Source organism: Vibrio sp. V09_P4A23P171 (assembly GCF_963875615.1).
GTDB classification, from domain to species: domain Bacteria; phylum Pseudomonadota; class Gammaproteobacteria; order Enterobacterales; family Vibrionaceae; genus Vibrio; species Vibrio anguillarum.
Genome location: NZ_CAWNMR010000022.1, coordinates 180698 through 201015, shown reverse-complemented (window position 1 = coordinate 201015; position 20318 = coordinate 180698). Strand labels below are relative to the sequence as shown.

The following is a 20318-nucleotide window of genomic DNA, read 5'->3' as shown; positions in this document are numbered from 1 at the left end:
TATCAACTAACTTTGCGATAAACGCTGATCATAAAATCGGCCTCACAATTAAATTGCTCAGCTTGCTTTAATTGCGCTCTTAGCTCATCACTGGCCCGCCATGCAAACGGCGTCATCTGTAATAAATCAAAAGCATCGTTACCACTTAATGCCATGGTGTAGTGCAGTTTTTGTTGCTCTACTAATGTAAACCCAGCTATCTCTTCTGCGGTTTCATCATGCAGTTGAACATTAGGATAGATCCCTTCTTTTAACTGATAGAGGTGCCTTGCCGCGGGTGTAACGGTAATCACCACTCCTTGGTTTTGAATGCAGCGGTAAAGCTCTTGCGCTTTACAGGGCGCATAAATTCGTAATATACCGGCTAGGGAAGCATCGTCAAAGGGCAAGCGGTGGCTGGAGGCGACGACAAAGTTGACCATAGGGTAGCGCTTTGCTGCATAACGGACGGCGATTTTAGAGATATCTAACCCATAGGTGACCGATTGTGTCGAGTGTTGTGCAAGCGTTTGAGCGACAAATTGGGTGTAGTAACCTTCGCCGCAGCCGATATCTAAAAACTGATAAGAAGAATCTTGCAGATACTTACTGCACAACTGAGCGACCGTCTGACGCATCAGATCGTAATGTCCACCTTCAAGAAAACGGCGACGAGCTTGCATCATCTCTTTATTATCACCCGGATCTTTTGAGCGTTTATGATGTGCAGGCATCAAATTGACGTAGCCCTCTTTGGCTATATCAAATTGATGATTATTTTCACATTTCAATATTTGCTGCTGTTGCAACAGAGGTTGCTGGCAAAGGGGGCACAGATACGCCATGAAGATCTCGCTTGAAAAACAAAGGCGCCAGTTTAGCGTCTGCGGCTAGAAATAAAAAGGACAGCGTGATTTCACTGTCCTCAGCATGAGTATGATGACGGAAAATTCGCCAAAAAAGCTTAGTTGGAAAAAACCGTCGTGACGAGCTGATGGCTTTCACCTGGTTGCAAGGTTTTTCCAGCGGATAAGCAAGGGGCATGCAGTGTAGATTCAACACACAGCATCGTTTGATAACCATTGTCAGGCATATCTGCCATTGATTGAGCGCCTTGAGCCCATGGATTCCACAAGACGGCAGAGTTGTGCCCAGAGTTTTCAACCACTAACGTGCGATTCAAAACAGGATCTTGGACCTGAATTTGTGCTTCAGGCGCGGTATAGACGCGATCAATCGTATCGGTGAGGATGAGTGTTGAACCACCTTGACACATTTTTGCATCTTGTAAGCTGTCTATATATTCAACGCCCATACCTGTAGTAGTGGTCTGGGTAATATTACCAACCTTTAGGTAGCTGTGCAGCGCTGCAGAAAACGTCCATGCTTTCTCATCCGTATTGGTCGTTTCTAAAGTGACTTTTAACTTGTCACCGATTTCAACATAAAGACGAGTTTGGAATTGAAATGGCCAAATAGCCAGTGTTTGGGGCGAATGGTCGAGCCCTAGCACGATAATGACGCCCTGCTCGTTTTCTCTATGTTCAATCAATGCCCATTCACTGGTGCGTGCGAAACCATGGGCTGGTGCAGCAATACGGCCAAACCATGGCCAACAAACAGGGATCCCGCCTCTTAGAGCGGCTTTACCGTCAAAAATGGCCGTGTCACTCATCCAAATGAGCTCATCTTGTCCTTTAGGAGTGAATGAGATGACATGGCCGCCATGCAGTGTAATTCCGGCGGTCGCTTTGTCATGAATAACGCGAACAATTTTAACGCCCTCTTTCTCAACGATGGTGACGTTGTCAGAAAGATAAGTCAGGGTAGGGAGAGATTGCAGATCCATAAATTCGATACCTCATACCATTCCTACTGGGTAAATAAGTGAGGAACGGCTCGGATTGTCTAACGCAGTCCCATTAATGAAAGGGACAGATACTAAAAAGGCGACACAATGGCCGCCTTTTTGTTCTCAACGAATTTCTTCGCTAAACACTACGATTATTTAGAAACGTGAGCGATTAGGTCTAGAACTTTGTTTGAGTAACCGATTTCGTTGTCGTACCAAGATACAACTTTAACGAATTTGTCAGTTAGTGCGATACCAGCTTTAGCATCGAATACAGATGTGTTGATTTCGCCGATGAAGTCTTGAGAAACAACTGCATCTTCAGTGTACCCTAGAACGCCAGCGAATTCGTTTTCAGAAGCGCGCTTCATTTCAGCACAAATTTCTGCGTAAGATGCTGGGTTTTGTAGGTTAACAGTTAGGTCAACTACAGAAACGTTTGCTGTAGGTACGCGGAAAGCCATACCAGTCAGTTTGCCGTTTAGTTCTGGGATTACAACGCCAACCGCTTTAGCTGCACCAGTTGAAGATGGGATGATGTTTTGAGAAGCACCACGACCACCACGCCAGTCTTTCGCAGAAGGACCATCTACAGTTTTTTGAGTCGCTGTAGTTGCGTGAACAGTAGTCATAAGACCAGACTCGATGCCCCACTTGTCGTTAAGAACTTTAGCGATAGGTGCTAGGCAGTTTGTAGTACAAGAAGCGTTAGAAACGATGTCTTGACCAGCGTAAGAAGCGTGGTTAACACCCATTACGAACATTGGAGTCGCGTCTTTTGAAGGACCAGTTAGAACAACTTTTTTCGCGCCAGCAGTGATGTGCTTACGAGCGGTTGCATCGTCTAGGAATAGACCTGTTGCTTCAGCAACCACGTCAACACCGATTGCATCCCATTTTAGATCTTCTGGGTTACGCTCAGCTGTTACACGTACAGTTTTGCCGTTTACAACTAGGTTGCCAGCTTCAACTTCAACAGTACCGTTGAAACGGCCATGAGTTGAGTCATACTTTAACATGTATGCCATATAATCTACGTCGATAAGGTCGTTAATACCTACAACTTCGATGTCGTTGCGCTCTTGCGCTGCACGGAATACGAAACGACCGATACGGCCAAAACCGTTAATACCTACTTTGATAGTCATTATAGTTGCTCCACAACTTAATTTCTGATTAAAGATAACTGGTAGTAAAATTACAGAATCCAGTAAATGTCTGCAACAGATAATCGGACTTAACTTGTTTAAAGTCAAAAAAAAGCGACGCTTTTTTTCACAATTAATCGTAAGTGATTAAATTTTAAACTTTATACCGCTTCTGTTTACTTTCAGTTGGCGTAAAATACTTTAGCCTTCTAAGGCAGTTAGAAATTACATACCTACCATTTCATGGTGAGAAAGTATGTGCTACAAAGAGTGAAGTATGCAAGTTTTTGGCATAAAGAGTATCAGTGCAATATTGAGAATAAGGGAAGTTTTGTAAGTGAAATCGAAGATTGAGAATAATGTTAAACCTGATGAATACTGGCGTGAAAGACTAACGGATGATGAGTTTTATGTTTGCCGTCAACGCGGTACAGAAGCCCCGTTTAGTGGCAAGTTATTACATAATCGTGACACAGGTGTGTACGCGTGTACCTGTTGCAGCAGCCCGTTATTTGTCTCCAACAATAAGTATGATTCGGGGTGTGGTTGGCCAAGTTTTGATGCACCGATCAATGATACTGCAATCCGCTATCTTGAAGATTTAACGCATGGAATGATTCGAACTGAGATCCGTTGTGCGGTGTGTGATAGCCATCTAGGGCATGTTTTTCCCGATGGACCTCAAACAACAGGTGAACGATTTTGTGTCAATTCAGTGTCGTTAATTTTCAACAAAAAGTGAAAAAGCGGTGAACTTATCACCGCTCTTTGTTTTATGATTACATTTTGTTAGTTGGCAAAGTCGAGAGGAATGAGCTCTGGTTTAAACTGTCCATTTTTGATAGCGTCAACGATTTTTTCGGCGATATCGTCGAGTGCATCAAATTTTTCTTGATCAAACCCATACAGCAATTTGAGTTCTGTCTCTGAAGCAACCGGCACATTGAATGTTTTTCCTACCATCGCCCAAATGTAAGCTTTTTCTTTCTGTTTGAGAATTTGGTTGGTACTGGCAAGAGATTTGATAGCATCAAGGTTGATACTGCCTTTTGGGCTGAGTTCTAAGGTTCGATGGAGCAAATAGATTGCTTTTTCTCGATCCCGTTGAACATAAAAAGTAGCGAGTGCATATTGCATTTCAGCGTTTTCAAGCTCAGGTTTGCCTTCCAACTGGAGGAATTCCCGGCGAGCTTGCTTGTCCCCAATTTGGCTCCAAAGAAAATAGAGTGTCTCTGGTGAGCGAGATTTGTGAAGCTCATCGACAATAGTCTCTAAATCATGTCCAGCGTTGACCAATGCTTCGAAGCGACGCTGTTTCAATTCGGTTTGATCAATCGCTTGTATTTGAGAAGCAAGCTCTAGACATTTTCGGTAAGCTTTTACAAAACCATATTCCTGAATTCGATTACTATCACTTGGATTCTTAAGGACCTCAAAGCGATGCCATATCAGATCGGTACGAGGAATTCGGCACTGGCCGTCATCCACGTTCAGCCGTTCACAGCGTAAATTTGGATTATCAGCACAGAGCTTTTCTGTATTTTTATTATTTTCAAAGCAACCACTTAATAATAGTGTGAAGCATAGAAATAGTATGAATTTTATCCGGTTCATCGTATTGGCTTGTGATCAAATACACTTATTTATTGGGCTTGTCTTGACTCAATATCATGGCAAGTTATGTTTGTGACGAATTCGTTAATTAAGGATAGACCATGGATGCCGATCAACTCATTAACGCCATCACCCCCGAAGCTTACAAGCGATTAATGCACGCTGTTGAAACGGGTAAGTGGCCTGAAGGTACACCACTTTCACAAACACAGCGAGATTCATGCATGCAAGCTGTGATGTTGTATCAATCTAAGCATAATGTAGAAGCGGACCATATGACAGTTGCCGCTGGTGGAGAAATCAGTTTTAAGTCAAAAAATGAGCTTAAAAAGCGCTTTCAAAACGGACAAGACGATATTGTTCGAGTCAATCCAAACCACGAATGAGTCTATTTGACTTGTACAGAATACAAAAATCCCCAATTCATTGAGTTGGGGATTTTGTTAATGATGGGAAAATATATTGTGGGTGTTTAAAGCTATAAGCTCATTTCACCACGTAATACTTCCTGCATTTTTTGCTTCACTTCTTCATAAGAAAGATTCTGGCTCAGTAAATAGTGAAGCTTGGCTAAAGCGGCTTCGGGTGTCATGTCGTAGCCGCTGATCACGCCTGCTTCTGCAAGTGCACAGCCAGTTGCGTAACCGCCCATGTTGACTTTACCTGCTAAGCATTGAGTTAAGTTCATGACGATCACGCCACGTTCTGAGGCTTCTTTTAAATGCGCTAATAGTTGCGCATTTTGAGGTGCATTTCCCACACCAAAAGTCAGCAAAATCATCGCGTTGACTGGCTGTAATAAGGTATTGCGGATCACTTCGTGAGAGATGCCAGGGTACATGGTAATCACACCGATCGGTTGTGGTGTAATGTTATGAACTCGGAAGGCTCCTTGCGGCTGTTCGCCAACTTTAACGTTACTGCTGATTTGAATATTGATCCCAGCTTCTAACAGCGGAGGAAGGTTCGGCGAGGTAAACGCATTAAAACCATCGGCGTGTGATTTGACACTGCGGTTACCCCGCATCAACTGATTATTGAAGAATAACGTCACTTCATTGATGGGGTAATTAGCGGCGATGTGCAATGCATTAAGTAAATTCGCTTGTCCGTCAGAGCGCAATTCGGCCAACGGAATTTGTGAGCCTGTCACAATGACGGGTTTACCCAAGTTTTCCAGCATGAAAGAGAGTGCCGATGCCGTGTAAGCCATGGTATCCGTACCATGTAAAATCACAAAGCCATCGTATTTATCATAATTATCTCGAATATCGTTGGCGATTTGTTGCCAATCTTCAGGTGTCATGTCCGAGGAGTCAATCAGAGGGTCATATTCATGAATGGTGAACTCAGGCATTTCAGGGCGCTGAAACTCAGGCATACTTGCGAGTTGTTTTTCCATGAAGCCCGCAATAGGGACATAACCATGGTCGGATTTTAGCATGCCGATAGTACCGCCAGTGTAGGCGATGTAGATATGTTTTCTTGCCATAGCTAGAAATCACTCGTGTAGGGGAACAGAGCGGGGGATTATAGCGTATTCACTTAATATAAAAAGGGGCGCTCAACACAAAGCGCCCCAATGGTTTTTAGTCATTACAGATTGATATTGCTACTGAACTTGGCAGTTTAGGCAGAACGCATATTGCCCTTTCGGATCATTAAAATGGTTGAGCAAGCTGGCATCTTGCACCCATTGTTTTGCTACAGGTTGCAGCGACGCTGGCACTAGTGTTGATACATCAAAACCGAAGCGAACTTGCACTTGATTCATGATGTCTTGCAAGAATTGCTCAGCGGGTGAAAGGGGTTCTTCTACCCAATAAATATTGTAGGTCTCTAATTTTGCCAGTTGTGCTGCGAGCTTAATGGCATCATCAAAGTCACCCATTTGATCGACTAAACCATGATCCATCGCATCTTGTCCTGTCCATACGCGGCCTTGCGCGACCTGATCGACTTGTGCCAATGAAAGGCCACGGTTCTCTCCCACCAAACTAATGAAACGCTGGTAACCATGGTTAATGCCCAGTTGTAGTGCGTCGGCCACGCCTTTTGTTAGCCCTGTGGTGACACCGACACCAGAAAAAGGTGAGGTTCCTACGCCATCGGTATAAACCCCCAATTTATTGAGTCCTTTTTCGAATGTGGTGATGACACTAAAAATACCAATCGAACCGGTTAACGTGGTTGGCTGCGCGATAATTTTATCCGCACTCATTGAAATCCAATAACCGCCAGACGCTGCAAGGCTTGACATTGAGACGACAACCGGTTTGCCTGCGTCTTTTAACGCTTGAATTTCATTACGAATAACTTCGGAGGCAAAGGCGCTGCCTCCTGGGCTGTCCACACGCAATACGACGGCTTTGACTTTATCATCGTTACGCGCTTGGCGAAGTAATGCGGCGGTGGTATCACCACCGACTGTGCCTCGTGGGTGATCTCCATCCATGATGGTACCACTAGCCACGATTACGGCTACATCGTCCATATCAGCGTTAAACTGTGGACTAATGGTGGCTTGATATTCGTAGTAACCTACGGCGTTGTAGCTATCTTCTCCATTGCTTCCAAATGTTTCGGCGAGCGATAGGCGCATTTGTTGGCGAGTGGCCAATTCATCTACTAACCCTAATTTTAATGATAAAGCAGCGAGATCACCCTCACTCGCTTTTAATTGCGTCAGAAATTCATCCATTGATGGGTTTAACGTTTTCCCGTCAATCTTACGGTTGGTCGCTACGTCATCAACGTACGCTCCCCACAACTGCGTTAACCAGCGAGAGGCGGACTCTTTTGCCGCGTCGGACATATCGTCACGAATAAATGGCTCAATGGCTGATTTATAAGTGCCGACACGGAAAACGTGCGTATTAACATCCAGCTTTTCCAGCAAAGTTTTGTAGTACATTGAATAGGCACTGTAGCCTTTCAGCATCACTGCGCCATCCGGTGCCAAATAGACTTTATCGGCGTAGCTTGCCAAGTAATATTGGCTTTGATTATAGAAATCTCCCACCGCGTAGATGGGTTTGCCCGTGGCTTTAAATTCGTTCAGCGCTTTAGCAATGTAACGTAGCTTAGTGAGGTTGGTTTCAGGCATTTCTCCAAGAGCGAGCACAATGCCTGTGATTTTCGCATCGTCTTTCGCATGGCGAATGGTCTCTACTACATCAAATAATACATTTTCTTTGGGTAAGTCTTTGCCAAAAAATGAACCAGTCATTGAATCCATCGGATTGATGTAAGAACTCTGTTCAACAATCGGTCCCGATAAGTTCATTACTAATGCGGACTCTTTTTCTATGGTAGGCAGGGGAGAATCGGCATGCACATACAAGAAATAAATCAGTGCAATACTGAGCAAAAAGAACAGGTTGGTTAAGGCTAAACGAATAAAGGTAATGATTTTCCAAAAACCTTTAAATATCAAACCGATAAATCGAAATAGTGATTTCATTGTTTCTCCACTGCGGCTATTCGCAAGCGTGTTTAAATGAATCAAGGGATTAACCTTGAGATATTAATGGCTTACATCCTACGTGATCTAGTATACCCAAACAACCGCAAGATTGATCGGTGTTACAAAAATGTAAACACTTGTTTGATTTTTTTTGTGGGCAATAATATTCTGGTCAGACCATAACGCATAATTATAAAAGTGAAGTCGCCATGTACCCACATCTGTTAGAGCCTTTGGATTTAGGATTTACTCAGTTACGCAACCGTGTATTGATGGGATCAATGCACACGGGATTAGAAGAGCACAAGGAAGGGCTCCATAAGCTGGCCGCTTTTTATGAAGAGCGTGCAAAAGGTGGGGTTGGGCTGATTGTGACGGGCGGGTTTTCGCCTAATTTGCGCGGTCGACTGCACCCTTTCAGTGCTGAATTTAGCAAGGCAAAACATGCGCGTGCACACCAAGTTGTGACTGAGGCAGTGCATCGCCAAGGTGGAAAAATCGCCTTGCAATTGCTGCACGCAGGCCGATACGCAATGCACCCTTTTGCCCAAAGTGCTTCGGCGATTAAAGCACCTATTGCGCGTTTTGCACCGAGTGAAATGAGTGCTCGTCAGATAAAAAAAACCATTGATGCCTTTGTCAGTAGTGCTGAATTAGCTCACCTTGCAGGATACGATGGTGTGGAAGTGATGGGCTCGGAAGGGTATTTGATCAACCAATTTATCTGTAAACGTACCAACATGCGTTACGACGATTGGGGCGGTAGTTACGAAAATCGTATCCGTTTACCCATTGAGATAGTGAAAGCGATTCGCGCAGTGGTTGGTAAAGAGTTCATCATCATTTTCCGTCTTTCAATGCTGGATTTAGTCGAAGAGGGCAGCACTTTCGAAGAGGTTTTAATGCTCGCTAAGGCACTTGAACAAGCTGGCGTGACCATTATCAATACGGGCATCGGTTGGCATGAAGCGCGCGTTCCAACGATAGCGACTCAAGTACCCCGTGCTGCTTTTACTTGGGTAACGGAAAAAATCCGCCCACATCTCTCTGTGCCCGTAGTGACCTGTAATCGCATCAACACTCCAGAAGAAGCAGAAAAAATATTAGCAATGGGTCAAGCGGATATGGTGTCGATGGCGCGTCCGTTTCTTGCCGATCCAGAATTTGTTGCCAAAGCCGAGCAAGGAAAAGCCGCGCTGATCAATACGTGTATCGGCTGTAACCAAGCCTGTTTAGATAACGTATTTAAAGGCAAACGGGCCAGTTGCCTCGTCAACCCGCGGGCCTGCTATGAAACGGAAATGGTTATTCGCCCTGCGGCTCAGCCGAAAAAAATGGCGGTGATTGGCGCAGGTCCGGCGGGGCTTGCTTGTGCGACTACATTAGCTGAGCGTGGGCATCATGTTGATCTGTTTGAAAAAAATGATCGCATTGGTGGCCAGTTCCGTTTGGCGATGCAAATTCCCGGCAAAGAAGAGTTTAGAGAAACCATTCGCTACTTTGCAAATCGTATTGATCAAACCGGTGTGCATCTGCATTTAGATACTGACGTCAATTTTGAGATGCTCGAACCGTACGATGAAGTGGTGATGGCGTCGGGTGTCGAGCCGAGAAAAGTAAAAATTGATGGTATTGATAACCTAGAAAAGGTGGTGGATTACCAAACGCTGATCCGTGAAAAAACACCCGTTGGCGAAAAAGTCGCGATTGTTGGTGCTGGCGGAATTGGTGTCGACGTCGCCACTATGTTGACTGAGCCGACAGAGCATACGCTTGATGATTGGCTGCATGATTGGGGCATCGATAAAGAGATTGCTTATCCCGGAGGTTTGTACCCATTTCCCGATTGTATGAGTGAAAAAACGGTATGGCTATTGCAGCGCCGCAAAGGACGAGTAGGTAAAGGCCCCGGTAAGACCACAGGTTGGATCCATAAACGCACCTTAGAAAAGCGTGGAGTGAATCTACTGGGTGGTGTCGGTTATGAAAAAATTGCCGCTGACGGTTTACATATCACGCTTGACGGTAATCCTTTGCTGTTAGACGCCGATAAAATTGTGATTTGTGCCGGGCAAGAATCGGTACGTCCTTTTGAAGATAAATGGGCATCATTGGGTGAGAAGATGCATGTGATTGGTGGTGCCGATTATGCTGGTGAGCTTGATGCTGTGCGTGCGATTCGTCAGGGGGTAGAGCTGGCGATTAAGTTATAATCTATGGTCCAAGCTAGCCGGTGGTGCTATCACTTGGAGTGATCAGCCAGCAATCGTAAAACAACAAAAGGCGCAAATCGCGCCTTTTGTCTTTCCTATGTTCGTGAAGAACACTCTTCGCTTTGCTATAAAATGACCGTTTTGTTGCCATAAACAAAAACGTGATCGTTGATGACTTTGTTCAAGGCTTTACTCAGCACATTTTTCTCAACATCCCGTCCAGCTTGCGCCATGTTTTGCGCGCTGAATGTGTGATCAACCGGGATCACATCTTGCTTAATAATCGGGCCTTCATCTAAATCATTAGTGACAAAGTGCGCCGTCGCACCAATGATTTTCACACCGCGCTCGTACGCTTGCTGGTAAGGTTTTGCACCAATGAATGCCGGTAAAAAGCTGTGGTGAATATTAATAATTTTGTGATGGTACTTATCGACAAAACCAGGAGTGAGTACCCGCATGTATTTGGCGAGGACCAAATAGTCGGCGTGATATTGGTCCAGCACTTCTAACAATTTCTGCTCGTGTTCCTCGCGGTTTAGCCCTTCATGAGAAACATGGTGATACGGGATATCAAACTTTTCGGTCAGATTTTGCAGCGTATCGTAATTGCCAATCACTGCAGCAATATCGACATCCAAGCTGCCATCATAATTCTTAATCAAAATATCGCCCAAGCAATGTGCTTCTTTAGTCACCAAAATAACGATGCGTTTGCGCGAAGAATCAATCAGTTTACGTTTTGCGTGTGCAGGCAAGGCTTGGTCAAGGTCGGCTAAAAGGGTGGTGTCGTTAAAGTAGCCTTCCAATTCAGTACGCATAAAAAAGTGACCACTGATGTTATCAACATACTCATTATTATGAATAATATTGAGTTGATGTTTATAACAAATGTTCGTGATTTTAGAGATAAGTCCGGGCGCATCACTACAATGAGTGAGCAGTGTTTTTCTTTCCATTATTAATTACTTCCGTGCATGATTTTTTTCGTTCTAAAAACTAATTCGTGAGCGTGTGAACGGTGAGGCGCCCCGCAATATAAGGGCTATAATTAATCTATTATTAAGTTGGTTTCAATATATAAACGGGTTCACCGTTAGGCTTTTACTAATTTTCTTCCTCACAGAGTGTCTTAAGGCGGTATTTATGGATAGAGAACTCCTCGCACGAAAGCTGTATATGGAAAGAGTGAGTGCATTGATGGGAGACCATCAAATTGACGAAATCATTTTGGAAGACATGTGGGAGAACCGAGCGTCACCCGCCGAGGCGGCAAAAGCAATGACCCAAACGGAGAATGGGTACGAAGGACCAGCTTGGTTATCTCGTTACCTCAATCGCAAATAGAACACACCTAACTGGCGCGGGTTGCACTTGGATTCGCGCCAGCTCATCAAACCTGACATAATGCCCCGCAACGAACACTTACCTCCACTTTTTGATGATTGCAAAAACCTTCTCTTCACAAGGAGCATTAGGCAAGGCCATTGCCGGTTTTCAAGCTCGACAAGCGCAAATTGACATGGCTGAAGCGGTCGCTAAGGCGATTGCCCAACAATCGCAATTAGTGGTTGAAGCAGGGACTGGTACAGGCAAAACCTTTGCGTATCTGGTGCCTGCGCTGCTCAGTGGTAAAAAAGTCATTATCAGTACGGGTTCTAAAAACCTACAAGAGCAGCTTTTTCATCGTGATTTACCCTTGATGATTGATGCGCTCGGTTTCTATGGCAATGTTGCGCTATTAAAAGGCCGAGCAAACTATCTGTGCCTTGATAGGCTAAGCCGCCAAATGGTGGAAAGCCACACCAACCAATCTGATCCACAGCTGCTGACTCAATTAGTGAAAGTGCGTCGTTGGTCATCGGAAACCAAAAGTGGTGATTTAGGCGAATGTGAAGAGTTGCCAGAAGACAGTGCGGTCATTCCAACCATCACCTCAACCAACGACAATTGCCTTGGCAAAGAGTGCCCAAGTTACGTCGACTGTTTTGTCTCTAAAGCGCGCAAAAAGGCGATGGATGCCGACGTTGTCGTGGTCAACCATCACCTTTTTCTAGCCGATCTGGCGATCAAAGAAACCGGGTTTGGTGAGTTGATCCCCGAAGCCGAGGTCTTTATCTTCGACGAAGCGCATCAGTTACCGGATATCGCCAGCCAATATTTTGGTCAATCAGTCTCCAGTCGCCAAGTCCAAGAGCTGGCGAAAGATATTGAAATCGGCTATCGCACTGAAGCAAAAGATATGCGCCAATTGCAGAAAGTGGGCGATAAACTGGTACAGTCAGCGATGGATTTACGCATTGTGTTGGGTGAACCCAGTTTTCGAGGCAACTGGCGTGAGGCGTTAGCTTCACCATCGATTTCGCGAGAATTAGCGCGTTTGCGAGACAGCTTAGATTTTGCTATCGATGTGTTAAAACTCGCGTTAGGTCGCAGCCAGTTATTGGATACCGCATTTGAGCGCGCCAACTTAATTAAAGGACGAATTGATCGAGTGTGTGATGTCTCTATTACCGGTTATTCCTATTGGTATGACACCACGCCGCGTCATTTTAGTTTACACATCACCCCACTTTCGGTGGCCGATAAATTTCACGAACAGGTGCAACAAAAGCAGGGCGCATGGATTTTCACCTCCGCTACTTTGGCCGTAAACGACGATTTTAGCCATTTCACTCAGCGCTTAGGATTAAAGCCCCAAGCTCAGTTTTCATTACCAAGCCCGTTTGACTATCAGCAGCAGGCGCGGCTGTGTGTGCCACGCTATTTACCTGAACCCAATAGCCCAGGCCTTGCCGATAAATTGGTGCGTATTTTGTCGCCAGTGATTGAGCAAAACCAAGGCCGCTGCTTCTTTTTGTGTACTTCCCACAGCATGATGCGCGAGTTAGGTGAACGTTTTCGAGAAGTGTTAACCGTGCCAGTGCTGATGCAAGGGGAGACGAGTAAACAAAAAACGTTGGCCGAATTTATGGAATTAGGTAATGCCTTATTGGTCGCGACAGGGGCATTTTGGGAAGGGATAGATGTTAGAGGTGACGCATTAAGCTGTGTTATTATCGACAAACTTCCATTTACCGCACCGGATGATCCGTTGTTGAAAGCGCGAATTGAAGATTGCCGAATGCGCGGTGGAGATCCATTTGCGCAAGTACAACTACCCGATGCCGTCATCACCTTGAAACAAGGGGTCGGGCGTTTGATCCGCGATAAACATGACAAAGGTGTACTGATCATTTGTGATAACCGTTTAGTCACCCGTGACTACGGTGGGCTATTTCTTGCCAGTTTACCGCCCATTCCACGTACGCGGGATTTGGACAAAGTAAAAGATTTCTTAAGTCAAATTTCAGTCACGACACCCGTAACTATTAACAACAATTAGAGACAGTAATGAGCGCAAAGATCCTTGCCTTAGACACAGCAACAGAGAACTGTTCTGTTGCTTTAATGATGAACGGCAAACTGTACGTTCGCAGTGAAGTTGCCCCTCGCGATCACACCAAGAAAATTCTACCCATGGTGGATTCCGTCCTCAAAGAAGCGGGCATCACCTTACAGGAACTAGACGCGCTAGCCTTTGGCCGTGGTCCGGGCAGTTTTACCGGAGTACGGATTGGCATTGGAATTGCACAAGGTTTAGCATTCGGCGCTGATTTACCTATGATAGGTATTTCGACCCTGGCAGCGATGGCGCAAGGCAGCTATCGTTTACAGGGTTACCAGCAGGTGGCGTGTGCAATTGACGCCAGAATGAGTGAGATTTACTGGGGTCGTTATACACGTAAAGAAGATGGCTCTTGGCAAGAGATAGATGCAGAGTGCGTCATTGCTCCTAATACTCTTGCTGAGCAAATCAAAGCTGACAGCATCACTTGGGGCTGCGCTGGAACGGGTTGGGCGGCTTATAAAGAAGAGTTAGATACGTTGCCTATCTCGTGTCAAATGGGGGAAGTATTGTACCCAGATGCACAGGATATGGTGTTTCTTGCTCAGTATGAGTTTGCTAAAGGAAACACGCTAACAGTGGAAGAGTCGAGCCCTGTTTACCTGCGTGATAACGTGGCTTGGAAGAAGTTACCGGGCCGAGAATAATCAGTTAAAGGCAAGGCGTTGCATTCGTCTTGCTCTAATTGAATAGGAACAGTATGGTTTCAATTAACGGTTTACCTCCTGCGATAGTGCCCGGTAGCAATAGGGCTAATCGCGCAAATAAGAACAATGGGGTAAAGAAAGGCGATGTCAAAACCGGAGTAGGCCAACCTACTAAGGTGGCGAATGCTGTTTCTCATTCAATTCGTCATGTCGATCCATCAGAGATTCATCAGGCTAATCTGGAATACGATCTTCCTGAAGGTCGATCAAGAAAGGCGATGGAAGAGTACATGGACGTGATGAACCAAGCAAAAAAAGAGGAACTTGCTCAACTGCTTGGAGTCGATATCTACATCTAATCCAACAAGGTCATTATGATGCGATCTTTTTCCACTTCTAAAACGCTACTATTGTTATCGTCCACATTGCTGCTTGGTGCATGCTCAAGCTTACCGGATGATCTTCGTGCCCGTAGTGATGCCGTGATCACCGATTACGCCACTTGGGTCAATACGCCAATCAATGAGCAAGATGAAGTCCGGCTGGGCGGCGTCATCGCCAGTGTGACTAATTTGGCGGATAAAACACGGATTGAAATAGTCAATTTGCCGATTAGCTCATCAGGCCGACCGGATATCGACCGCGAACCGCAAGGGCGTTTTGTTGGCTATGTTGACGGGTTTGTTGACCCAGTGGCTTATGCGAAAGATCGTTTGGTGACGCTAGTGGGAACCAGCCTTACTCCAGAAAAAGCCAAAGTAGGTGAGTTTGAATACACTTTCCCAACCATGGCCGTAAAAGGGCTACATTTGTGGCGAGTTGAAGAAAGAGTGGTCGTGAATGATCTCGGTACTTATATGTACCCTTGCCACAGCTTATATTGTCGTCAAATGTACATTGGTGCTCGTGAAGGGCGCGTGGTACAAGAAGTGAAATAGCGATGCAACAAAAACAGTACTCTCTTGCGCAAGGAATGATTGCGACTCAAGAGTTGGGAAACGCACAAACGGCCGACTTATCGGTCGTTTTTTTGCATGGTTGGTTAGATAATTCATCCAGTTTTCTTACCGTTATCAAAGCGTTAAGTCACCTTAATCCACAGTTACACCTTTGCGCAATCGATTTACCGGGACATGGCCTTTCAAGCCATAAAGCCGACGGTCATTTTTACCCATTTCATGACTATATTGATGATATTTACTCATTTTTGCTCAACTTATCACCAAACAGGTTAGTGATCGTAGGGCATTCCCTTGGTGCTTTAATCGCAAGTTGCTATAGTGCCGCCTTTCCTGAGCAAGTCGCAGGATTAGTTCAAATCGAAGGAATTGCTCCATTGGCTGAATCGCCACTAGAGAGTGTGGCCAGGCTGCGCAATGGCGTACTCAGCCGCCAGCGGATCCGGCGTAAGCCTCGTCGTAGGTTACCGAATTTAGAATACGCTGTTGCTCGCCGAGCCGAAGTCAACCAGTTAGAAGCAGCCTTGATCCAACCCATCGTTATTCGAGGGGTTGAGCGGCGTAATGACGAGTGGTATTGGCGTCATGACCCACAGTTAAACAGCGATTCCTTGTATCGCATGTCGTATGAGCATGCTCAGCACATAATGGCGCACATCCAATGCCCACAACGTGTGATTCTCGGTACACACGGTTTTTCTGAGTTACGAGCCGCTCGAGGCTATTTCGCCGATGATCGGCAAGAGATGTTCACTATTTCTGGTGGTCATCATTGCCATCTTGAGCAACCTTCGCAAGTCGCCGAACTAATTTTTGGCTTAGTTAACAAAATTTAAACAAGTGTTTGAGTGTTTCGTGCTCAAGCGCTTTGGCTGTGCTGTAATAGCGCACATAAAAATATCGCCGTAGAGCAGCCGCCAATAACGAGGAGTATTACCGTGGAGAAACCTTGGCTTTCACGCTATCCAACTGATGTACCTGAATTCATCAACCCTGATCAGTACCTCTCTTTGGTCGAAATGTTTGAGCAATCGGTTCATAAATATGCCGATCAACCAGCCTTTATGAATATGGGTTCGGTCATGACTTTTCGTAAACTGGAAGAGCGCAGCCGAGCATTTGCCGCCTATTTGCAAAATGAGCTGAAGCTGAAAAAAGGTGATCGTGTCGCCTTAATGATGCCTAACCTATTGCAGTATCCGGTCGCGTTATTTGGCGTATTACGAGCTGGGTTGATTGCGGTGAATGTTAACCCGTTGTACACCCCGCGGGAGCTTGAACATCAACTGAATGACGCCGATGCAAAGGCGATCGTCATCGTCTCGAATTTTGCCAATACCTTAGAGCAAATTGTTGAAAATACCTCGGTAAAACATGTGGTATTGACCAGCCTTGGACAGATGTTACCTAGAGCAAAAGGGACGTTGGTTGATTTCGTTGTGAAATATGTGAAAGGGATGGTGCCAAAATATGACTTACCAGGTGCCATTTCCATGCGTAAGGCGTTGCACAAAGGTCGCCGTTTACAGTATGTGAAGCCTTTTATGTCTGGCGACGACATTGCATTTTTGCAATATACCGGTGGTACAACCGGTGTGGCAAAAGGGGCAATTCTGACCCACCGCAACATGATTGCGAATGTGCTCCAAGCAAAAGGGGCATATGGCCCAGTATTGGCCGAAGGCCGCGAACTGGTTGTGACGGCATTACCGCTTTATCACGTATTTGCACTGACTGTAAACTGTTTACTGTTCGTCGAAATGGGTGGGCGTAACCTATTGATTACTAACCCACGCGATATTCCAGGCTTTGTCAAAGAGCTGCAAAAGTACCCATTTACTGCCATTACGGGGGTGAATACGCTGTTTAATGCGTTGGTCAACAACGAAGATTTCCATGAACTTGATTTCAAAAATCTTAAGCTTTCTGTTGGTGGTGGCATGGCGGTACAGCGCGCGGTGGCCGATCAGTGGAAAAAAGTGACGGGTATCCACCTGCTTGAAGGTTACGGTTTGACTGAATGTGCACCACTGGTGACAGGTAATCCTTATGATTTAAGTGATTATTCGGGAGCCATTGGTTTACCCGTTCCTTCAACCGAAGTGCGTATCGTTGATGATGAAGGCAAAGTGTTGGCTTATGATCAAGTCGGTGAGTTGCAAGTGCGTGGCCCACAAGTGATGCAAGGTTATTGGCAAAGACCGGAAGCGACGAAAGAAGTGATTGATGCCGATGGTTGGCTCTCTACAGGCGATATCGTCAAGTTTGACGAGCAAGGAATGGTCTATATTGTCGATCGCAAGAAAGACATGATTTTAGTCTCTGGATTCAACGTCTATCCTAATGAGATTGAAGATGTGGTTGCACTGCATGGCAAAGTATTAGAAGTGGCCGCTATCGGCCAGCCTCATGAAGTGTCTGGTGAAATCGTCAAGATTTATGTGGTTAAGCGTGATCCGAGCTTAACCAAAGATGAAATCATTGCCCATTGCCGTAAACATTTGACTGGCTATAAAGTGCCTAAGTTGATTGAGTTTAGGGAAGATTTACCAAAGAGTAATGTGGGTAAAATTTTACGCCGCGTACTTCGTGAAGAAAATGATGCGGCAATTGAACAAACAAAACGTGCCTAAGCATCAAGTCAGTATGAAAAAATAGTGCTAGAATGCCGACTCAAACCGTCGGCATTTTTATGTCCCCTCTAGTAGGGTTGCCCAAAGTGAGCCATTAGTGAACTACCAAATAATTACCCAGCCTAACGACCTACAACGTGTATGCCTTGCCGCGCGAGATGCCGATGTGGTGATGCTCGATACCGAGTTTGTCCGAGTGCGTACCTTTTACCCACAGCTCGGATTGATCCAGCTTTATGATGGTGAAAACCTCTCTTTAATCGACCCACTTGCCTTTGATGACATGGCCCCTTTTGTCGAGTTACTGCAAGACACCTCCGTGCTCAAAGTGCTGCATGCGTGTGGTGAAGATCTCGAAGTGTTTCATAATGCATTTGGCTGCACACCGTTTCCAATGGTCGATACTCAAGTAATGGCGGCCTTTCTCGGTCATGGACTGTCTACCGGATTTGCCGCATTGGTCAATGAATTCTTAGGGATTGAAATTGATAAAAGTGAATCGCGTACTGATTGGTTAGCAAGGCCTTTATCGCAAAAGCAGTTGGATTACGCTGCCGCCGATGTGTTTTATTTGCTGCCGATTTACGAGAAATTACTCGATAAAGTGACGCAGGCGGGCTGGTGGCAAGCGGCGCAGCAAGAATCTGAACTATTGAGCATCAAACGCATTAAACAGACTAATCCGGATTTGGCCTATTTGGATATCAAAGGGGCATGGCAACTAACACCGCAAGAATTAGCGATTCTCAAACCCTTAGCTACTTGGCGCTACGAAGAGGCGGTACGCCGTGATTTGGCGCTCAATTTTGTGGTCAAAGAGACAGATTTGCTGACTATCGCTCGTTTGGGATTGACGAGTGCAAGCCGTATGATTGATGAAGGGGCCGATCCGAGATCGATTCAACGTCACAGTGCCAAAATCATTGCATTGGTGAAAGCGGGCCAGCAGACTCCGGCTGATCAATACCCACCTAAAATCGACCCTTTGATGGACTATCCCGGCTATAAACAGTTGTTTAAACGGTTGAAAGATGAAGTCAAATCAGTGTCTCAAACTACGGGTTTAGCGACTGAATTTTTAGCCTCTAAAAAACAGCTCAACCAGCTATTGAGTTGGGTGTGGAAGAAAGAGAGAGATCCCGCGCAATTGCCGGATGTGATGCAGAGCTGGCGCTTACCTATTCTCGGTGAACGGCTCAACAAATTGGTTGAGTAAAATTGGTTAGTAAAGAGAAAGAGCCTGCAATTTTGCAGGCTCTTTTATCATAAGGATTACTTTTCTTCGTCTGGCAGTTTCACGTTCAATTCCAGCACAGAGATATCATCATCTTTGTGCTCAAAAGAGACTTCAACCATCGAAGGGTCAACCGCGACGTATTTGGCGATCACCTTGAGAATGTCTTCTTTCAATTGAGGCAAATAGGTCGGTGCAGGGTCATTTTCACTACGACGTTCGGCGACGATAATTTGCAAACGCTCTTTGGCAAGGCTTGCTGAGGTCGTTTTCTTTTGTGGTCGGAAAAACTCAAGTAGAGACATAATATTAACCCCCGAAAAGTCGTTTAAAGATGCCCTTTTTCTGCTCCGTTAGAAAACGAAACTCGACTTCTTGCCCTAATAAGCGCTCGACAGCGTCAGCATAAGCTTGGCCTGCGTCTGATTGATCGTCAAAAATAACCGGAACACCTTTGTTGGAGGCATTAAGCACCGCTTGGCTTTCTGGGATCACGCCAAGTAAAGAGATATGTAAAATCTCTTCAACATCTTCCACGCTCAACATTTCACCTTGTGTCACGCGAGTAGGGTTATAACGGGTTAATAAAAGGTGCTGTTTAACAGGCTCTAACCCTTGCTCTGAGCGCATTGATTTGGAATCCAAAATCCCTAAAATGCGGTCCGAGTCGCGCACGGAAGAGACTTCAGGGTTCGTCGTTACAATCGCTTCATCAGCAAAGTACAAAGCCATCAACGCGCCTTGCTCAATACCTGCTGGTGAGTCGCAAATGACGAAATCAAAGCCCATCGTATCGAGTTCATCCAAAACGCGCTTTACGCCCTCTTTGGTGAGCGCATCTTTATCACGGGTTTGTGAGGCAGGCAGAATAAACAGGTTTTCGGTGCGTTTATCTTTGATCATCGCTTGGTTAAGTGTCGCCTCACCGTTGATGACGTTGACAAAGTCGTACACCACGCGGCGCTCACAACCCATGATTAAGTCAAGGTTACGCAGACCGATATCAAAATCGATGACCGCTGTCTTTTTACCTTTTAAAGCCAAGCCAGAAGCAATTGCTGCGCTTGAGGTTGTTTTACCAACGCCGCCTTTTCCTGACGTTACAACAATAATGCGTGCCATTAT

The 20318-nt window shown here is 45.5% G+C and carries 20 protein-coding genes; 11 read left to right on the top strand and 9 right to left on the bottom strand.

Annotation, left to right across the window (positions count from 1 at the left end; genetic code table 11):
- Positions 1–2 precede the first annotated feature (2 nt).
- The 3 genes from rlmA to gap all read right to left on the bottom strand — a co-directional run bounded on the left by rlmA (position 3) and on the right by gap (position 2979).
- Positions 3–824 (bottom strand): 23S rRNA (guanine(745)-N(1))-methyltransferase, encoded by an 822-nt coding sequence (gene rlmA / locus AACT23_RS08765; RefSeq protein ID WP_017047803.1) that lies wholly within the window; start codon positions 822–824, stop codon positions 3–5.
- A 119-nt stretch (positions 825–943) separates the two neighbouring features.
- Positions 944–1828: a D-hexose-6-phosphate mutarotase gene (locus AACT23_RS08760; RefSeq protein WP_094129527.1), complete on the bottom strand. Its 885-nt coding sequence runs from the start codon at positions 1826–1828 to the stop codon at positions 944–946.
- A 155-nt stretch (positions 1829–1983) separates the two neighbouring features.
- Positions 1984–2979, bottom strand: a complete 996-nt coding sequence (gap, locus tag AACT23_RS08755) for a type I glyceraldehyde-3-phosphate dehydrogenase (protein WP_010317219.1) — start codon at positions 2977–2979, stop codon at positions 1984–1986.
- A gap of 337 nt (positions 2980–3316) precedes the next feature.
- Between gap and msrB the strand changes: the two genes are divergently transcribed.
- Complete coding sequence (msrB, locus tag AACT23_RS08750; protein ID WP_013857228.1) at positions 3317–3721, top strand: peptide-methionine (R)-S-oxide reductase MsrB; 405 nt, start codon at positions 3317–3319, stop codon at positions 3719–3721.
- 47 nt (positions 3722–3768) lie between these two features.
- Here the strand turns inward: msrB and AACT23_RS08745 are convergent, their stop codons facing one another.
- On the bottom strand, positions 3769–4593 hold the full coding sequence (locus AACT23_RS08745) for a DUF2989 domain-containing protein (RefSeq protein ID WP_094129524.1): 825 nt from the start codon (positions 4591–4593) through the stop codon (positions 3769–3771).
- Between the two features lie 101 nt (positions 4594–4694).
- Here AACT23_RS08745 and AACT23_RS08740 point away from each other — a divergent pair, with 101 nt between their 5' ends.
- The gene (locus tag AACT23_RS08740; protein WP_013857226.1) at positions 4695–4979 is read left to right on the top strand and encodes a YeaC family protein; all 285 of its coding nucleotides are present in this window, start codon (positions 4695–4697) and stop codon (positions 4977–4979) included.
- A gap of 92 nt (positions 4980–5071) precedes the next feature.
- Here the strand turns inward: AACT23_RS08740 and ansA are convergent, their stop codons facing one another.
- Together ansA and sppA are read right to left on the bottom strand one after the other, a co-directional pair.
- The gene (gene ansA / locus AACT23_RS08735; RefSeq protein ID WP_017044568.1) at positions 5072–6085 is read right to left on the bottom strand and encodes an asparaginase; all 1014 of its coding nucleotides are present in this window, start codon (positions 6083–6085) and stop codon (positions 5072–5074) included.
- 120 nt (positions 6086–6205) lie between these two features.
- Positions 6206–8056 carry a signal peptide peptidase SppA gene (sppA, locus tag AACT23_RS08730; RefSeq protein ID WP_094129521.1) on the bottom strand — a complete coding sequence of 617 codons (1851 nt, stop codon included), beginning with the start codon at positions 8054–8056 and terminating at the stop codon, positions 6206–6208.
- Positions 8057–8268: 212 nt separating this feature from the next.
- Here sppA and AACT23_RS08725 point away from each other — a divergent pair, with 212 nt between their 5' ends.
- Positions 8269–10272, top strand: a complete 2004-nt coding sequence (locus tag AACT23_RS08725) for an NADPH-dependent 2,4-dienoyl-CoA reductase (protein WP_094129518.1) — start codon at positions 8269–8271, stop codon at positions 10270–10272.
- A gap of 125 nt (positions 10273–10397) precedes the next feature.
- Here the strand turns inward: AACT23_RS08725 and purU are convergent, their stop codons facing one another.
- Positions 10398–11231 carry a formyltetrahydrofolate deformylase gene (gene purU, locus AACT23_RS08720; protein ID WP_010317194.1) on the bottom strand — a complete coding sequence of 278 codons (834 nt, stop codon included), beginning with the start codon at positions 11229–11231 and terminating at the stop codon, positions 10398–10400.
- A gap of 187 nt (positions 11232–11418) precedes the next feature.
- Here purU and AACT23_RS08715 point away from each other — a divergent pair, with 187 nt between their 5' ends.
- The 8 genes from AACT23_RS08715 to rnd all read left to right on the top strand — a co-directional run bounded on the left by AACT23_RS08715 (position 11419) and on the right by rnd (position 19175).
- On the top strand, positions 11419–11619 hold the full coding sequence (locus AACT23_RS08715) for a hypothetical protein (protein WP_013857222.1): 201 nt from the start codon (positions 11419–11421) through the stop codon (positions 11617–11619).
- Between the two features lie 94 nt (positions 11620–11713).
- On the top strand, positions 11714–13657 hold the full coding sequence (locus tag AACT23_RS08710) for an ATP-dependent DNA helicase (RefSeq protein ID WP_038148369.1): 1944 nt from the start codon (positions 11714–11716) through the stop codon (positions 13655–13657).
- A gap of 8 nt (positions 13658–13665) precedes the next feature.
- On the top strand, positions 13666–14367 hold the full coding sequence (tsaB, locus tag AACT23_RS08705) for a tRNA (adenosine(37)-N6)-threonylcarbamoyltransferase complex dimerization subunit type 1 TsaB (protein WP_094129515.1): 702 nt from the start codon (positions 13666–13668) through the stop codon (positions 14365–14367).
- Positions 14368–14420: 53 nt separating this feature from the next.
- Positions 14421–14726: a chromosome partitioning protein ParA gene (locus AACT23_RS08700; protein WP_170888650.1), complete on the top strand. Its 306-nt coding sequence runs from the start codon at positions 14421–14423 to the stop codon at positions 14724–14726.
- A 15-nt stretch (positions 14727–14741) separates the two neighbouring features.
- Entirely contained in the window at positions 14742–15305 is a 564-nt protein-coding gene (locus AACT23_RS08695) for a Slp family lipoprotein (RefSeq protein ID WP_094129509.1), read from the top strand.
- A gap of 2 nt (positions 15306–15307) precedes the next feature.
- The gene (locus AACT23_RS08690; RefSeq protein ID WP_019283279.1) at positions 15308–16162 is read left to right on the top strand and encodes an alpha/beta fold hydrolase; all 855 of its coding nucleotides are present in this window, start codon (positions 15308–15310) and stop codon (positions 16160–16162) included.
- Between the two features lie 102 nt (positions 16163–16264).
- Entirely contained in the window at positions 16265–17959 is a 1695-nt protein-coding gene (gene fadD, locus AACT23_RS08685; RefSeq protein WP_026028639.1) for a long-chain-fatty-acid--CoA ligase FadD, read from the top strand.
- 97 nt (positions 17960–18056) lie between these two features.
- A complete protein-coding gene (rnd, locus tag AACT23_RS08680; protein ID WP_094129506.1) occupies positions 18057–19175 on the top strand; it encodes a ribonuclease D in 1119 nt (372 codons plus the stop codon).
- A 56-nt stretch (positions 19176–19231) separates the two neighbouring features.
- On the opposite strand, the gene minE is transcribed toward rnd, so the two are convergent.
- A complete protein-coding gene (gene minE, locus AACT23_RS08675; RefSeq protein WP_010317176.1) occupies positions 19232–19498 on the bottom strand; it encodes a cell division topological specificity factor MinE in 267 nt (88 codons plus the stop codon).
- 4 nt (positions 19499–19502) lie between these two features.
- Positions 19503–20315 (bottom strand): septum site-determining protein MinD, encoded by an 813-nt coding sequence (gene minD / locus AACT23_RS08670; protein ID WP_013857214.1) that lies wholly within the window; start codon positions 20313–20315, stop codon positions 19503–19505.
- Between the last annotated feature and the right edge of the window lie 3 nt (positions 20316–20318).

Coding starts and splice junctions, on each gene's coding strand:
- rlmA (WP_017047803.1), bottom strand. CDS start 824: ATGGCGTATCTGTGCCCCCTTTGCCAGCAACCTCTGTTGCAACAGCAG.
- AACT23_RS08760 (WP_094129527.1), bottom strand. CDS start 1,828: ATGGATCTGCAATCTCTCCCTACCCTGACTTATCTTTCTGACAACGTC.
- gap (WP_010317219.1), bottom strand. CDS start 2,979: ATGACTATCAAAGTAGGTATTAACGGTTTTGGCCGTATCGGTCGTTTC.
- AACT23_RS08745 (WP_094129524.1), bottom strand. CDS start 4,593: ATGAACCGGATAAAATTCATACTATTTCTATGCTTCACACTATTATTA.
- AACT23_RS08740 (WP_013857226.1), top strand. CDS start 4,695: ATGGATGCCGATCAACTCATTAACGCCATCACCCCCGAAGCTTACAAG.
- ansA (WP_017044568.1), bottom strand. CDS start 6,085: ATGGCAAGAAAACATATCTACATCGCCTACACTGGCGGTACTATCGGC.
- sppA (WP_094129521.1), bottom strand. CDS start 8,056: ATGAAATCACTATTTCGATTTATCGGTTTGATATTTAAAGGTTTTTGG.
- AACT23_RS08725 (WP_094129518.1), top strand. CDS start 8,269: ATGTACCCACATCTGTTAGAGCCTTTGGATTTAGGATTTACTCAGTTA.
- purU (WP_010317194.1), bottom strand. CDS start 11,231: ATGGAAAGAAAAACACTGCTCACTCATTGTAGTGATGCGCCCGGACTT.
- AACT23_RS08715 (WP_013857222.1), top strand. CDS start 11,419: ATGGATAGAGAACTCCTCGCACGAAAGCTGTATATGGAAAGAGTGAGT.
- AACT23_RS08710 (WP_038148369.1), top strand. CDS start 11,714: ATGATTGCAAAAACCTTCTCTTCACAAGGAGCATTAGGCAAGGCCATT.
- tsaB (WP_094129515.1), top strand. CDS start 13,666: ATGAGCGCAAAGATCCTTGCCTTAGACACAGCAACAGAGAACTGTTCT.
- AACT23_RS08700 (WP_170888650.1), top strand. CDS start 14,421: ATGGTTTCAATTAACGGTTTACCTCCTGCGATAGTGCCCGGTAGCAAT.
- AACT23_RS08695 (WP_094129509.1), top strand. CDS start 14,742: ATGATGCGATCTTTTTCCACTTCTAAAACGCTACTATTGTTATCGTCC.
- AACT23_RS08690 (WP_019283279.1), top strand. CDS start 15,308: ATGCAACAAAAACAGTACTCTCTTGCGCAAGGAATGATTGCGACTCAA.
- minE (WP_010317176.1), bottom strand. CDS start 19,498: ATGTCTCTACTTGAGTTTTTCCGACCACAAAAGAAAACGACCTCAGCA.
- minD (WP_013857214.1), bottom strand. CDS start 20,315: ATGGCACGCATTATTGTTGTAACGTCAGGAAAAGGCGGCGTTGGTAAA.